The organism is Aquincola tertiaricarbonis (assembly GCF_000969605.1).
GTDB classification, from domain to species: domain Bacteria; phylum Pseudomonadota; class Gammaproteobacteria; order Burkholderiales; family Burkholderiaceae_C; genus Aquincola; species Aquincola tertiaricarbonis.
Window position 1 is genome coordinate 148,441 of the sequence record NZ_JZUE01000007.1, and the last position, 13,422, is coordinate 161,862.

The following is a 13,422-nucleotide window of genomic DNA, read 5'->3' on the forward strand; positions in this document are numbered from 1 at the left end:
CCCCGGCGCGCCCCGATATGGGACCGCGGGTCCTTCGCCACGCTGCTGGCCCTCACCGTCTGGGCTCCTTTGCCACTGGGCAGCAACCGGGATTGGGCGGTCGGGCTGTTGGCCACCGCCCTGTGGGCCACGCTGGCACTGCGTTGCCTGGCTGCACGTCCCTGGCTGCGTGGTAGGCCGGCCTGGAGCGCGCTGCAGTGCGCACGCTGGCCGCTGGCAGCCCTGTCCGCGTTCTGCCTGCTGGTGTTGGCGCAATGGGCAAGCGTCCTGCCCGGCGTGCTGCACACGCCAGACGTTCACCTCACCGCCGGCTACCTCCTGCGTGCGCTGGCCTACCTGGCCGCCTTCGCGCTGGTGATGCTGTGCGTCAACACGCCGCAGCGGGTGGCCGGCCTGCTGGGTGCCGTCGTGGCCGGCGGCGTGCTGCAGGCCGTGCTGGCGGTGGTGCTGCACTCCTCGCGCGCCCGCTACCAGTACCTGTTCACCGAGTTCGTGCAGGGCCACCGCGCGATGGGAACGTTTCCGAATCCCGATCACCTGGCCGGCTACATGGAGCTGACGCTGTCGGCCGGGCTGGGGCTGCTGCTCGCGCAGTTCGCGGCCGGCCATGTTGCCGCGGCTCCGGCGTGGCAGCAGCGGGCGGCCACGGCCCTGCGCTTCCTCATGTCCGCCAAGATGCGGCTGCGCCTCATGCTGGTCGTGATGGTGGTGGCGCTGGTGATGACGCACTCCCGCATGGGCAACGGGGCCTTCTTCCTGTCGCTGCTGCTGATGGGCGGCCTGGTGGCGGCGCTGTCGGCGCAGTGGCGGCGGCCGGCGCTGTGGCTGGTGCTGAGCATGGCGCTGGTGGACGTGGTGATCGTGGGCCAGTGGGTGGGACTGGGCCGCGTGATCGAGCGACTCCAGGACACCGCGGAGTCCACCTCGCTCGATGCACAGCCAGCGCAGCAGGCCGCCGCCATGCCGGCAATGCCGGCCACCGGCGGCCTCGTGGCACCGGCCAAGGCGGAAGAGTCCATCCAGGATCGCCTGCGCATCCCGCGGCTGTCGGTGCCGCTGGTGGTGCAGCAGCCCTGGTTCGGCCACGGCGGCGGCACCTACGTGCTGGCACTGCCGCCCATCAAGCCGGCGGGTTTCCCGCACCACTGGGACCATGCCCACAACGATTACGTCGAGATCGCCGTCGATACCGGCCTGGTGGGGCTGGCACTGTTGCTGGGCATGGCCTCGGCCAGCGCCTGGCGCGCGGCACGGCTGATCGACGACCGGCATCCCCCGCTGGACAAGGGCGTGGGCGTGGCCACCCTCACCGCCCTGTGCTGCATGGCGCTGCACAGCATGGTCGATTTCAACCTGCAAATTCCTGCCAACGCATTGACGCTGGTGCTGCTATGCGCCCTGCCCTGGGCCACGGCCGCACAGCGCCGCATGCAGGCCGCCCGGCCGACTTCCTTCGCCTCATGACGCCTCCTTCCCTGCCCGTGATTTCCGCCGCGCCGGCCACTCCGCCGGCGCTGGTGGTGCCGCCCATGCCACCGCTGGTCAGCGTGTCGCCCGAACAGAAGCTCGAGCTGCTGGAGTACTGGCGCAGCGTGGTCAAGCGCCGCTGGCTCATCCTGGGACTGGCCGCGGTGGCCGCCCTGCTGGCAGCGGTGGTGGCGCTGTCCATCACGCCGGTGTACCGCGCAACCGCCACGGTGCTCATCGAGGCGGGCAAGGGCAAGATCCTGTCCATCGAGGACATCTACAGCAGCAACCAGCAGCGCGAGCACTACCAGACGCAGGTGGAGGTACTGAAGTCGCGCGAGGTTGCACTGCGTGCGGTGCGCGCGCTCAGGCTCTGGGAGCATCCGCTCTTCGACCCACGGCGGCAGGACCCTTCGCTGCGCGCCACCCTCGCGCAGGCGCTGGGAATCGGCAGCGCCAAGCTCGAATGGATGGAGGCCGAGCTGGCCGAAGCCGTGGTGGGACCGGTGATGGAGGCACTGAGCATCGAGCCGGTGCGGCTCAGCCAGCTGGTGCGGGTCAGCTTCTCCAGCGAGGACGCGGCGCTGGCCGCGCGCATCGCCAATACCGTGGCGCAGGAATACATCCGCGCCGACCGGGACGCACGCTTCCGCATCTCGCAGGAGGTGAGCAGCTTCCTGCAGGACCGGCTCTCCTCGCTGCGCGACACGCTGGCCGAGTCGGAGCAGGCGCTGCAGGCCTACCGGGAGCGCAAAGGCATCGTCAACCTGGCCGGCTCACCCCAAACAGTGGCGGGCCAGCAGGTGGGCGGCGCGGCCGACAACCTGCTGCGCGCCCAGGCCCGTCGGCTGGAGCTGGAGGGCAGCTACCAGCAGGCCAAGGCAGTGCGCGGCGGCGACTATGCGCAAGTGCCTGTCGTCACCCGCGACTGGAGCGTGATCGAGGCGCTACGCGGCTTCAACGAAGGCGAACGCCGGCTCGCCGAGGCGCGCCAGACGCTGGGCGCCAGCCACCCGCGCATCCAGCAGCTGGAATCCGAACTGGCCTCCCTGCGCGCCAACGTGCAGCGTCAGCGGGAGGCCGCCGTGGCCAGCCTGACCCGGGAATACGAGGCTGCGCGCGACACCGAGAAGGCGCTGCAGCGATCCCTGGACACCGCCCGCGAGGAGGTGCAAAGCGTCAACCGGGAGGAGTTCCAGCTGGCCGTGCTGGAGCGGGAGGTTCAGACCAACCGCCAGCTGTACGACATGTTCATGAGCCGCGCCAAGGAAACCGACCTGGCGGGCGACGTGCAGGCCTCCATCGCCCGCGTGGTCGATGGCGCGGTGCCGCCCACGCTGCCGTACAAGCCGGCCAAGTCGCAGATCGTGGCCCTGGCCACGCTGCTGGCGCTCATGGCCGGCGCGCTGGCTTCCATCCTGATGGACCGGCTGGACAACACCTTCAAGGGCACCGAGGACATCGAAAGCCGGCTGAAGCAGCCGGTGCTCACCGCCCTGCCCGAGATGCCGGCGCTGGCGCGCGATGCGATGTCGCGGCTGTTCCTGGACGACGCGCACTCGCACTATGCCGAGGCCATCCGCACTGCTCGCACCGGCGTTCTGCTGTCCAAGCTGGACGTGGCGCACAAGGTGCTGCTGGTCACTTCCACCCTGCCGGGCGAGGGCAAGACCACGGTGGCGATCAACCTGGCGCTGGCACATGCACAGACCAAGCGCACGCTGCTGATCGATTGCGACATGCGCCGGCCGCAGGTGGCCTGCAGCCTGGGCCTGGCCCCGGGCACCAAGGGCCTGACCAACCTGGTCGCCGGCACCGACCCCGCCGACGCCTGCGTGACGCCCGTGCCCGGCTCGGACCTGCTGGTGATGACCGTGGGCGACCTGCCGCCCAACCCGCTGGAACTGCTGCTGTCCCAGCGGTTCAAGGACGCGCTGGCCGAGCTGTCGCGGCAGTTCGACGTGGTGATCCTCGACTCCCCGCCGGTGGAACTGGTGAGCGAAGCGCTGGTGCTGGCGCCGCTGTCCACCAGCACCGTGTTCGTCATCAAGGCCATGTCCACGCCGGCGCCGTTGGTGCGCAAGAGCCTGGCGCGGCTGCAGCGCGCCGGCGCCAGCCTGCTGGGCGTCATCGTCAACCAGCTCGACTTCGAGCGGGCGCGTGCCTACTACGGCGAATACACCGCCTCCAGCTACAGCTATGGCGGCTATGGCTACGGCGGCCAACTGGGCCACGACCCGGCGCCGGCCGATGCCCCGACCAGCAAGCCCGCATGATCGACCTGCACTGCCACCTGCTGCCCGGCATCGACGACGGGCCGCCCACGCTGCAGGCTGCACTGGCGCTGGGGCAGGCCTGCGTGGACGACGGCATCACCCATGCGGTCGCCACGCCGCATGTATTCCCGGGCCGCTTCGAGAACCGTGCCTCCAGCATCGAGGAAGCCTTCGCCGCCTTCCAGGCGGCGGTGTCATCGGCAGGCCTGCCGCTGCAGCTGGGCTGGGCCGGAGAAGTGCGCCTGACGCCCGAGGTGCTGGATCTGCTGGACCGTGACGAGTTGCCGTTCCTCGGCCGCAGCACCACCGGCCAGCGCACGCTGCTGCTGGAGATGCCCGACGGCCAGGTGCCCCTGGGTTCCCAACGATTCGTCGAACTGCTGCTGCAGCGCGGCGTGCGGCCGGTGCTGGCGCACCCGGAGCGCAACCGGGCGCTGATGGACCAGCCGCAGCGGCTGGCGCCCTTCGTGGCACAGGGCTGCGCGGTGCAGCTCACCGCCGGATCGCTGGTGGGCGGCTTCGGCAGCCGCGCCCAACAGGCCGCGGAAACCATGCTGGAAGCCGGCTGGGTGCACGCCATTGCCAGCGATGCCCACAATCTGGCCGGCCGCCGCCCGCGCATGCGCGAGGCGGCCGCCTGGCTGCAGCAGCACTACGGCCCGGAGGTGGCGCACCGGCTCACCGTCACCGGCCCCGCGGCCTTGTGCGGCCTGTCGCCGCCGGCGCCGGTGGCGCAGCGGGCAGCTGCATGAGTGCCAGGCCGCCGTCTGGTAGCCGCATCGCCTGGCACCGGTTGCCGGTGCTGGTGGCGGTGCTCGCCATCGCCCTGCTGGTGCTGGGACTCAGCCAGGCGCTGCTGCGCGCCGACATGGCATCGCAGGGCGCGCGCCGGCTGGTCACCCACTGGGCCTCCCGTGCAAGCTCGCTGCCTTCGGCCGGGGAGATCGCCCAAGCCGAAGCCGCGCTGCGCCGCGCAGTCGACATCACGCCCGCCAATGCCGAGCTGCATGAATTGCTGGGCGACCTGCGCATGGTGGCGGCCCGCGTGGCGGATGCGGCGCAGGACGACGTCGCGCGCGATGCGGGCCAGGCCGCTGCCGTGGCGCACTACCAGGCCGCGCTCGCTCGCCGCCCGTCCGACCCGCAGACCTGGGCCGGCCTGGCCGCCGCGCTGCAAGCCACTGGCGACCTGGCGGCCGCCCACGCCGCATGGGCGAGATCGTTGGCACTGGGCCCGAACGAAGGCCATGTGCAGCCCATGCTGCTGGATGTGGCCCTGCGGGGCTGGGCGGATGCCACGCCGGGCATGCAGTCCTGGGCAACCGCGTTGTTCGCCGCCAGCGCCGCGCCGCAGCAGGCTGCCATCAACAAGCTGGCGGCGCTGCATGGGCTGCGGTTCGAGTCGGATGAGCCGCAGGGCACAAGCACAGGCGAGATGTCACGAACAACCACCTGATATGTGGCAAATATAGTGACGACATCACACAACCGCGCAAAGAAAATCAGATCGTGCCGTTTACACGGCGCGTTGGCTCGCAAATCCAAGGAGAGAGAATGCTTCGTGCACTGAACAAGACGGCTGCAGCCGTTGCCCTGACCTGCCTGATGCCACTGGCCGCCACCGCCGATGTGCTTGGGTTCGACGACCTCACGGGCAGGAACTTCTTCCAGGCGCCCTACCAAGGCTTCACCTTTGGCGTCGCCGCACAGGGACCCGGCGGCTCGTGGTTCCACTCGGACGTGCCCGACGCCGGACTGAGCTTCTACCGCTCCCCGCTCACCAGCGTAAGCACCGAATCGGCCTTCAACGATGCCGGGAATCCCATCAGCGTCTATGGCGACTCGCTGCCCGTCACGCTGAGCACGCCGGTGGTGCTGCAGGGCGCCTGGTTCCAGTCGTTCGACGACCAGATCAGCGTGCGCTTCAAGCTGTCGTACCAGGGCGCCGAGGTGCATGCCTCGGACTACCTGGTGATGAACTACGGCGACGCCCCCGCCTTCCTGTCCACGGGCTATACCGGCGCGGTGGACAGCTTCGTGATCGAGGGCTATCACGGCTATTTCGCGATGGATGACGTGATGTTCCAGCCGGTGCCCGAACCCAGCACCTACGCGATGATGTTCCTCGGCCTGGCTGCCATGGGGATCTATTCCGCTCGCCAGCGCCAGCACTGACCCGGCTACATCGCCGCGCCACGCACGGCTGGCGCCGAGGGTCGAATCAACCGCCGCAGCCTGCGCTGCCGGCGGTTTTTTTCATGCCAATGCTGCGTTCAGCCCCGCACTTCGCCGTTCCCCAGCACCACCCACTTCATCGACGTCAGCCCCTCCAGGCCCACCGGGCCGCGGGCGTGGAACTTGTCGGTGGAGATGCCGATCTCGGCGCCCAGGCCGTACTCGAAGCCGTCGGCGAAGCGGGTGCTGGCGTTGACCATCACGCTGGCCGAATCCACCTCACGCAGGAAGCGCATGGCGTTCGGGTGGTTCGTCGTCAGGATGGCGTCGGTGTGGTGCGATCCGTAGCGGTTGATGTGGGCGATGGCTTCGTTGACCGAATCAACGATCTTCACGCTGATCACCGGCGCCAGGTACTCCTCCGCCCAGTCGGCCTCGGTGGCGGGCTTCACCGGCAGGCCCGGCACGTCGCGCAGGATGGCGGCGGCGCGGTCGTCGGCGCGGCATTCCACGCCCTTGGCCGCGAAGATGGCGCCGATGCGCGCCAGGAACGGCGCGGCCTGCTGCGCATGCACCAGCAGCGACTCCGCTGCATTGCAGGGGCTGTACTTCTGCGTCTTGGCGTTGTCGGTCACCTTCACCGCCAGGTCCAGGTCCACATCGGCATCGACGTACACATGGCAGTTGCCGTCCAGGTGCTTGATCACCGGCACCTTGGCCTCGGCGCTGATGCGCTCGATCAGCGACTTGCCGCCGCGCGGAATGATCACGTCCACGAACTCCGGCATCGCGATCAGCCGGCCCACCGCGGCGCGGTCGGTGGTTTCCACCAGCTGCACCGCCTCGGGCGGCAGGCCGGCCGACTGCAGCGCCTGCTGCACCAGCCGCCACAGCGCCAGGTTGGAATGGATGGCCTCGGAGCCGCCGCGCAGGATGGCGGCGTTGCCGCTCTTGATGGCCAGCGACGCCGCCTCGATGGTCACGTTCGGGCGGCTCTCGTAGATCATGCCGAACACGCCCAGCGGCACCCGCATCTGGCCCACGGCGATGCCGCTGGGCCGGCGCTTCACGCCGGTGACCTCGCCGATGGGGTCGGGCATCGCGGCCAGCTGCTCGCAGCCTTCGGCCACGGTGTCGATCACCTTCGCGCCGAGCTTCAGCCGGTCCAGCATCGGGCCGGCCAGGCCGTTGGCGCGGGCCGCTTCCAGGTCACGCGCGTTGTCCACGTCCAGCGCGGCCACGCTGTCACGCAGCAGTTGCGCCAACGTGGTGAGCGCCACGTTGCGGGCCTGGGTGGAAGAGGCGGCCATCACCGTGGCGGCACCGCGCGCGGCAGCGCCCACGCGGGCCATGTAGGCCGGAATGTCTTGGATGGAAGTGGCGGCGGTGTCGGTCGGCATGATGCGGCGATTGTCGCGCGAGCCGGATCAGTCCAGCCAGGCCAGCACCGCCAGCCACAACGGCGCCGTGGCCGCGAAGGCCAGCGTCGACAGCACGATGGTGGAGGTGGTCTCGCCCTCCAGCGTCTCGTAGCGCTGCGAGAACATCAGCGTGTTGCTGCCCGCGGGCAGCGCGGCCATCATCACCGCCACCTGCAGCGGCAGCCCCTGCAGGCCGAAGCCCCAGTGCGCCACCACCAGCACCACCGCCGGCAGCACCAGCAGCTTGGTGGCGCTGAGCGCGATGGCGCCGCGCAGGCTGCCACGCAGGCCGTAATACGCCAGCGACATGCCGATCAGCGTCAGGCACAGCGGCACCACGGCCGAGCCCAGCTGCTGCAGCACCTCGTCCACCACCGGCGGCAGGCCCCAGCCAGTGAGGTTCCAGGCCATGCCAGCCAGCACCGGCAGCACCACCGGGTGGATGATGGTGTTGCGTACCGTGAGCTTGAGCGTGGCCAGCAGCGTGCCGCCACCCGCCTCCTCATGCCGAGCCCGAGCGCGCGCCAGGTCCAGCTCGGCCAGCGTGGTGAGCACCGTCAGCAGCGTGAGCGAATGCAGGCTGACGATGGTGATATGCAGCCCGAGGCCAGCCTCGCCGAACAGCGCCGCGGCCATCGGCACGCCGATCTGCAGCGTGTTGCCGAAGCTGGCCGACACCGCTCGCACCGACGGCCCGGCGACGCCCAGCCCGCCGCCGCGGTTGTGGTGCCGGCCGATGGCATAGACGATGACCGCCAGCCCCACCACCGGCACGAAGAAGGCCACGATCAGGCCCCAGGGCATGTGCGCGAAATCGAGCCGCGAGGTGGTGCGGAACAGCAACGCCGGCACGAAGATGTAGAACGCCGCGTTGGACAGCGTGCGCGCCGGGTCGGCGCCCTTGCGCTCGTCGCCCAGCCAGCGCATGCGCCCGACGATCCAGCCGAGGCCGGCGGTGAGGAAGATGGCGAGGAGCTTGTAGAAAACTGCGAGGGTCATGCAGCCGCGAGTATCGCGGCCCCGGGTTCACCCTGCCTTCAGGCTCACGGTTGACCGTACTTCGGCGAGCGCGGCCCGTACAGCACGCCGTTGACCATGCCGCCCGACAGCAGCCGCTGCGAAGCCAGGCCGGCATAGCGGTAGCCCGCGTCGGTGCTCGTGGCGATGATCTGCGAAACCACCGCCTGCACCAGCAGGCCCACCAGGCCGGCCTGGTTGCTCTGCTGCTGCTCGGCCGACGAAGCCATCGCCTTGCCCTGCCACAGCAGCTCGCCGCTGCGCAGGTCGACGATGCGGCCTTCCACCGCCACCACGGTGTTGCTGCTGATCACCGCATAGCTGGTGCCGTACTGCTTGACGGTGAGGTACACCGCCGCATCGGCACCGAACACCTCCCGCAGCTTGGCGCGGTCCAGCGCATGGATGTCGTCGGTGGTGTGCAGGCCGTTCTCGCGGAAGGTTTCTTCCACCAGCGACACCGGCAGCACGTAGTAGCCGGCCTCGGCCAGCGGCAGCGTCACCTGCGACAGCACGCCGATACCGCCCTTGACCTCGGGCGACTCGTTGACCGGCGGCAGCACCAGCAATGAGGCCGGCTTGGCCTGCCGGAAGGCGGTGTAGTCGTAGGGCTGGCGCTGCGTGGCGCAGCCGCCGAGCAGCACGGCCGCGGCCAGCGCGGAAGCAACCCCGGCGCGGCGCCAGGAGAGATGGATCGGGTTCATGCGGGCTCCGGCGTCAGCTCTTGCGCGCGTCCATGCGCTTGAGCAGGGAATCGATGTAAGGCGCGGATTCAGGGAACTGCGCCTTCTCGGCCTCGAACTGGCTGCGGGCTTCGGCATCGCGGCCCAGCCGCAACTGCAGCAGCCCGACATGGGCCCGGAAGCCCGGCGGAAGCGCGGCGCCGGTGGCGGCCGCCTTCTGCTGCGCCTCGGCCAGCGCCTGCAGCTGCTGCTCAGGCGACTTGCCATCGCCCTTGAGGTGCTCGTACACGGTGTCCTGGTAGCCGCCCCAGTGGTACAGCGGCTTGGGCGCTTGCGCGCAGCCCACCAGCAGCGCAGCAGCGGCCAGGCCCGTCCAAGCGACGCGCCTCATGGCGCCACCTTCGCGACCACGCCCCACTGCGAGGCGTCGTAGCCCGACACCAGCTTGTTCACCGCCTCGCGCACCGCCAGGTCCAGCACCTTGCCATTGAGCGTGGCGTCGTAGCTGGCCGTGCCACCGAAGCCGATCACCTCGCGATTGCTCAGGCTGTACTCGCCCGCGCCCTGCACCGAATACACCACTTCCGACGTGGCACCGTTGACGATGTTCAGCGTGACCTTGGCATAGGCGATCTGCGACTTGCCGCGGCCCAGGATGCCGAACAGCTGCTGGTCGCCCACCTCCTTGCGGCCGAACTCGGACACGTCGCCGGTGACGATGAAGTCCGCGCCCTTGACGGCCTGAGCCTGGGCCTTGAACTTGGCTTCCTGTTGGGCCTCGGCCAGGTTGTCGCGGTCCAGCACGTTGAAGCGCTGGGTCTGCTGCAGGTGCGAGATGACGATGGTCTTGGCCTGGCTGCCCAGGCGGTCGACGCCATCGGAGAAGATGCCCCGCATGAAGCTGGAGCGGTTGTCGAACTTGCCGACCACCACCGGCACCCGCGCGCCGCGGTACGGCGTGGCCGCCGCCTCGACCTTGCTCACTTCCACCGAGCGCGAAGCCTCGGTGGCGCAGCCGGCCATCAACAAGACGGCGGCCCCGCAGGCCGCCGCAATGATCACGTTCTTCATGACCCATCCCTCAGGTGATTGGAATGGGTCTATTCGACCTCGCTTCACCGCCTGTTACGGCGATGGTGCAGATTCACCTCGTCATGCCGCCTTTCGGGCCGCCTTCTTGGCCGGCGTCTTGGCCGCGCGCGGCTCGAATTCGAAGCTCACCTTGCCTCCCTTGGTGTCGTAGACCAGCCGCGCCTTGAACTTGCGGCGGGTCTTGTTGGACACGAAGTTCTCCAGCAGGTCGGTCTTGCCCTCGGTCAGCAGCTTGTGCACCTGCTCGCGCGGCACCGGCTGCTGCAGGATGATCTTGCCGGTCTTGAAGTCGCAGGTGGTGTTGGCGCCCACCGCGTGCTCGCAGACGTAGTTGCTGCCGTGCTCGAACACCTTGCCCTTGCACTTGGGGCAGCTGCCCAGGCTGGCCTGGTCGCCGAAGTCCACCGGCTCGCCGTCGCCCTCGGCCTTCTTGGCGTCCTCGCCGAAGTCGAACTCCAGCTTCCAGTTGTCGGTCTCGTCGTCGAAGGCCAGCTTCAGCTCGGCAGTGAAGGGCCAGCCCGCCTTGGAGCGGAAGCCTTCCAGCGGCCCGATCTTCTTGTCGCGCAGCAGCGCGTCGGCCTCGGCGATCTCGAAGGCGCGACCGCCGGGGATCTTGCTGATGGAGAAGCCGCAGCCGGGGTTGGCTGGCGTCTCGTTGCCCACGCAGGCGAAGCGGCGGTAGTTCTCCTTCACCTTGCCGCCGCACTTGGGGCAGGGCGTGCTGAGCGTCGCGTAGTCGCCGGGGATGGTGTCGCGGTCGTACTCCTTGGCCTTCTTGACGATGCGCTCGGCCATCTTCGCGATCTCGGCCATGAACTTGTCGCGATTCAGCCGGCCATGCTCCATCTCGGCCAGCTGGTATTCCCACTGGCCGGTGAGCTCGGGCTTGGTGAGGTCGGGGATGTCCAGGCCGCGCAGCAGCGTCATGAGCTGGAAGGCCTTGGCGGTGGGCACCAGCTCGCGGCCCTCGCGCAGCATGTACTTCTCGAGGATCAGGCCTTCGATGGTCTGCGCACGCGTGGCCGGCGTGCCCAGGCCCTTCTCGGCCATGGCCTCGCGCAACTCGTCGTCGTCGATCAGCTTGCCCGCGCCTTCCATCGCGCTCAGCAGCGTGGCCTCGGTATAGCGGGCGGGCGGCTTGGTCTTGAGCTGGTTGACGTCCACGCTCTCGGTGCGCACCACCTCGCCCTTGTCCACCGGCACCAGGTTGGCATCGTCCTCTTGCGCCTCGCGCCCGTACACCGCCAGCCAGCCCGGACGCACCAGCACCTTGCCGTTGGTCTGGAACTTGTAGTCCTTGCCCTGGTTGCTGATGGTGGAGATGCGGGTGGTGACCATGAACTCCGCCGACGGATAGAACACCGCCAGGAAGCGCTTGACCACCATGTCGTAGAGCTTGGCCTCGATGTCGGTCAGGCTGCGCGGCGCCTGCAGCGTGGGGATGATGGCGAAGTGGTCCGACACCTTGCTGTTGTCGAACACGCGCTTGGTGGGCTTCACGTAGCCGTCGTTCAGCGCCTTGCGGGCATGGCCGGCCAGCTCGCGCAGCGGGCCGGGCAGGTCTTCGCTGGCGATCATCTCCATCGTCTGCTTGACCACGCCCACGTAGTCCTCGGGCAGCGCACGCGAATCGGTCCGCGGGTAGGTCAGCACCTTGTGCTTCTCGTACAGCGCCTGCGCCAGGCTCAGCGTGGTCTTGGCCGAGAAGCCGAAACGCGAGTTGGCCTCGCGCTGCAGCGTGGTCAGGTCGTACAGCAGCGGGCTGGCCTGGGTGCTGGGCTTGGCTTCCTCTGTGACGGTGGCCGGCTGGTTGCGGCAGGCCTCGGCGATGGCGTTGGCCTCGGCGGCGGTCCACAGGCGGTCGGCACGGCGCTCCAGGTCGTCGTTCTTCCTGAAGCCGGGGTCGAACCACTTGCCTTCGTATTCACCCGCCTTGGCGGCGAACTGGCCCTTGATCTCCCAATAGTCGCGCGCCACGTGCTTGCGGATCTTCTCCTCCCGCTCCACCACGATGGACAGCGTGGGCGTCTGCACGCGGCCGACGGTGGTCAGGAAGAAGCCGCCGTCGCGCGAGTTGAAGGCGGTCATCGCCCGCGTGCCGTTGATGCCCACCAGCCAGTCGGCCTCGGAGCGGCTACGCGCCGCGTCGGCCAGGCCCTGCATCTGCTGGTCGCTGCGCAGCTGCGCGAAGCCATCGCGGATGGCCTGCGGCGTCATGCTCTGCAGCCACAGCCGGCGCACCGGCTTGTCGAGCTTGCCCTTGCCGCCATCGGCGTACTGCACGATGAGGCGGAAGATGAGTTCGCCCTCGCGGCCCGCGTCGCAGGCGTTGATGAGCTCGGTGACGTCCTTGCGCTTGACCAGCTTGACCACCGCGCTCAGGCGCGACTTGGCCTTGTCGATCGGCGCCAGGTCGAAGTGCGGCGGCACCACCGGCAGGTTGGCGAAGCTCCACTTGCCGCGCTTGACGTCGAATTCCTCCGGCGCCTTGATCTCCACCAGGTGGCCGACCGCCGAGGTGACCACGTACTGGTCGTTCTCGAAGTGGTCCGCCTGCTTGTCGAACTTGCCGGCCACCGGGGTCAGCGCCCGCACGATGTCCTGCGCCACGCTCGGCTTTTCCGCAATGATCAGTGACTTGCCCATGAGCCTTGTTGTGCCTTCAATTGGCCTGCGAAGGCGCCGAAGCGGCGCCCGCGTCTGCCTACAATTCCGTTCCTCACGCGCACGCACACATACGCGCGCGCATCCGTGATTTCAATGTACCGAATGAAAACCGACACGCAAGCCGCACCCTCCGAAGGCCCTGCCGCCACTGGCGCGCAGGCCAAGACCGGCGGCCGCCGGACCCAGGTCCGACGCTCCGGCGTGCACGGCAAGGGCGTGTTCGCGCTGCAGCCCCTGGCCGCCGGCGAAACCCTGTTCGAGTACGCCGGCGAGGTCATCACCTGGGCCGAGGCGCTGCGCCGGCATCCGCACGACCCGTCACAGCCGGACCATACCTTCTATTTCCACATCGACGACCAGCACGTCATCGATGGCGCCCACGGCGGCAACTCCTCCCGCTTCATCAACCACTCCTGCGACCCCAACTGCGAGGCCGACGAGGTGGACGGGCGCGTCTTCATCAGGACGCTGCGGCGGGTGAAAGCCGGCGAGGAGCTGTACTTCGACTACGGCCTGGTCCTCGATGGCCGGCATACCGCCAAGGTCAAGAAGCAGTTCGCCTGCCACTGCGGCGCCAAGAGCTGCCGTGGCACCATGCTCGCGCCCAAGCGCTGAGCCCCGCCC

12 protein-coding genes are annotated in these 13,422 nt (G+C 69.1%); 6 read left to right on the plus strand and 6 right to left on the minus strand.

Annotation, left to right across the window (positions count from 1 at the left end):
* Positions 1 to 108 precede the first annotated feature (108 nt).
* The 5 genes from VO99_RS10555 to VO99_RS10575 all read left to right on the plus strand — a co-directional run bounded on the left by VO99_RS10555 (position 109) and on the right by VO99_RS10575 (position 5,918).
* Positions 109 to 1,464, plus strand: coding sequence for an O-antigen ligase family protein (locus tag VO99_RS10555; protein ID WP_052736247.1), 1,356 nt, complete (start codon positions 109 to 111; stop codon positions 1,462 to 1,464).
* Complete coding sequence (locus VO99_RS10560) at positions 1,461 to 3,743, plus strand: GumC family protein (RefSeq protein WP_198156915.1); 2,283 nt, start codon at positions 1,461 to 1,463, stop codon at positions 3,741 to 3,743. The genes VO99_RS10555 and VO99_RS10560 overlap by 4 nt, the downstream gene beginning before the upstream one ends.
* A complete protein-coding gene (locus tag VO99_RS10565) occupies positions 3,740 to 4,495 on the plus strand; it encodes a tyrosine-protein phosphatase (protein ID WP_046112806.1) in 756 nt (251 codons plus the stop codon). The genes VO99_RS10560 and VO99_RS10565 overlap by 4 nt, the downstream gene beginning before the upstream one ends.
* Positions 4,492 to 5,199, plus strand: coding sequence for a hypothetical protein (locus VO99_RS10570; RefSeq protein WP_157039526.1), 708 nt, complete (start codon positions 4,492 to 4,494; stop codon positions 5,197 to 5,199). Before VO99_RS10565 ends, VO99_RS10570 begins: the two co-directional genes overlap by 4 nt.
* Before the next feature lie 98 nt (positions 5,200 to 5,297).
* Positions 5,298 to 5,918, plus strand: a complete 621-nt coding sequence (locus VO99_RS10575) for a PEP-CTERM sorting domain-containing protein (protein WP_046112808.1) — start codon at positions 5,298 to 5,300, stop codon at positions 5,916 to 5,918.
* 98 nt (positions 5,919 to 6,016) lie between these two features.
* Here VO99_RS10575 and VO99_RS10580 read toward each other — a convergent pair whose 3' ends face one another.
* From VO99_RS10580 to VO99_RS10605, 6 genes are all read right to left on the minus strand, one after another.
* Positions 6,017 to 7,318 carry a glutamate-5-semialdehyde dehydrogenase gene (locus tag VO99_RS10580; RefSeq protein WP_046112809.1) on the minus strand — a complete coding sequence of 434 codons (1,302 nt, stop codon included), beginning with the start codon at positions 7,316 to 7,318 and terminating at the stop codon, positions 6,017 to 6,019.
* Positions 7,319 to 7,345: 27 nt separating this feature from the next.
* Entirely contained in the window at positions 7,346 to 8,338 is a 993-nt protein-coding gene (locus VO99_RS10585; protein WP_046112810.1) for an AEC family transporter, read from the minus strand.
* Positions 8,339 to 8,382: 44 nt separating this feature from the next.
* Positions 8,383 to 9,060: a DUF799 domain-containing protein gene (locus VO99_RS10590; RefSeq protein WP_046112811.1), complete on the minus strand. Its 678-nt coding sequence runs from the start codon at positions 9,058 to 9,060 to the stop codon at positions 8,383 to 8,385.
* A gap of 13 nt (positions 9,061 to 9,073) precedes the next feature.
* Positions 9,074 to 9,430 carry a DUF4810 domain-containing protein gene (locus tag VO99_RS10595; protein WP_046112812.1) on the minus strand — a complete coding sequence of 119 codons (357 nt, stop codon included), beginning with the start codon at positions 9,428 to 9,430 and terminating at the stop codon, positions 9,074 to 9,076.
* Entirely contained in the window at positions 9,427 to 10,110 is a 684-nt protein-coding gene (locus tag VO99_RS10600; RefSeq protein ID WP_046112813.1) for a CsgG/HfaB family protein, read from the minus strand. Before VO99_RS10600 ends, VO99_RS10595 begins: the two co-directional genes overlap by 4 nt.
* Before the next feature lie 81 nt (positions 10,111 to 10,191).
* The gene (locus VO99_RS10605; protein ID WP_046112814.1) at positions 10,192 to 12,777 is read right to left on the minus strand and encodes a DNA topoisomerase III; all 2,586 of its coding nucleotides are present in this window, start codon (positions 12,775 to 12,777) and stop codon (positions 10,192 to 10,194) included.
* Positions 12,778 to 12,891: 114 nt separating this feature from the next.
* Here VO99_RS10605 and VO99_RS10610 point away from each other — a divergent pair, with 114 nt between their 5' ends.
* Positions 12,892 to 13,413, plus strand: coding sequence for an SET domain-containing protein (locus tag VO99_RS10610; RefSeq protein WP_083440503.1), 522 nt, complete (start codon positions 12,892 to 12,894; stop codon positions 13,411 to 13,413).
* Positions 13,414 to 13,422: the final 9 nt, after the last annotated feature.

Bases quoted from the DNA above. Each gene is read 5' to 3' on its own strand.
- VO99_RS10600 (WP_046112813.1), bottom strand. From the start codon at position 10,110: ATGAAGAACGTGATCATTGCGGCGGCCTGCGGGGCCGCCGTCTTGTTG.
- VO99_RS10560 (WP_198156915.1), top strand. From the start codon at position 1,461: ATGACGCCTCCTTCCCTGCCCGTGATTTCCGCCGCGCCGGCCACTCCG.
- VO99_RS10590 (WP_046112811.1), bottom strand. From the start codon at position 9,060: ATGAACCCGATCCATCTCTCCTGGCGCCGCGCCGGGGTTGCTTCCGCG.
- VO99_RS10580 (WP_046112809.1), bottom strand. From the start codon at position 7,318: ATGCCGACCGACACCGCCGCCACTTCCATCCAAGACATTCCGGCCTAC.
- VO99_RS10605 (WP_046112814.1), bottom strand. From the start codon at position 12,777: ATGGGCAAGTCACTGATCATTGCGGAAAAGCCGAGCGTGGCGCAGGAC.
- VO99_RS10575 (WP_046112808.1), top strand. From the start codon at position 5,298: ATGCTTCGTGCACTGAACAAGACGGCTGCAGCCGTTGCCCTGACCTGC.
- VO99_RS10585 (WP_046112810.1), bottom strand. From the start codon at position 8,338: ATGACCCTCGCAGTTTTCTACAAGCTCCTCGCCATCTTCCTCACCGCC.
- VO99_RS10565 (WP_046112806.1), top strand. From the start codon at position 3,740: ATGATCGACCTGCACTGCCACCTGCTGCCCGGCATCGACGACGGGCCG.
- VO99_RS10570 (WP_157039526.1), top strand. From the start codon at position 4,492: ATGAGTGCCAGGCCGCCGTCTGGTAGCCGCATCGCCTGGCACCGGTTG.
- VO99_RS10595 (WP_046112812.1), bottom strand. From the start codon at position 9,430: ATGAGGCGCGTCGCTTGGACGGGCCTGGCCGCTGCTGCGCTGCTGGTG.
- VO99_RS10610 (WP_083440503.1), top strand. From the start codon at position 12,892: ATGTACCGAATGAAAACCGACACGCAAGCCGCACCCTCCGAAGGCCCT.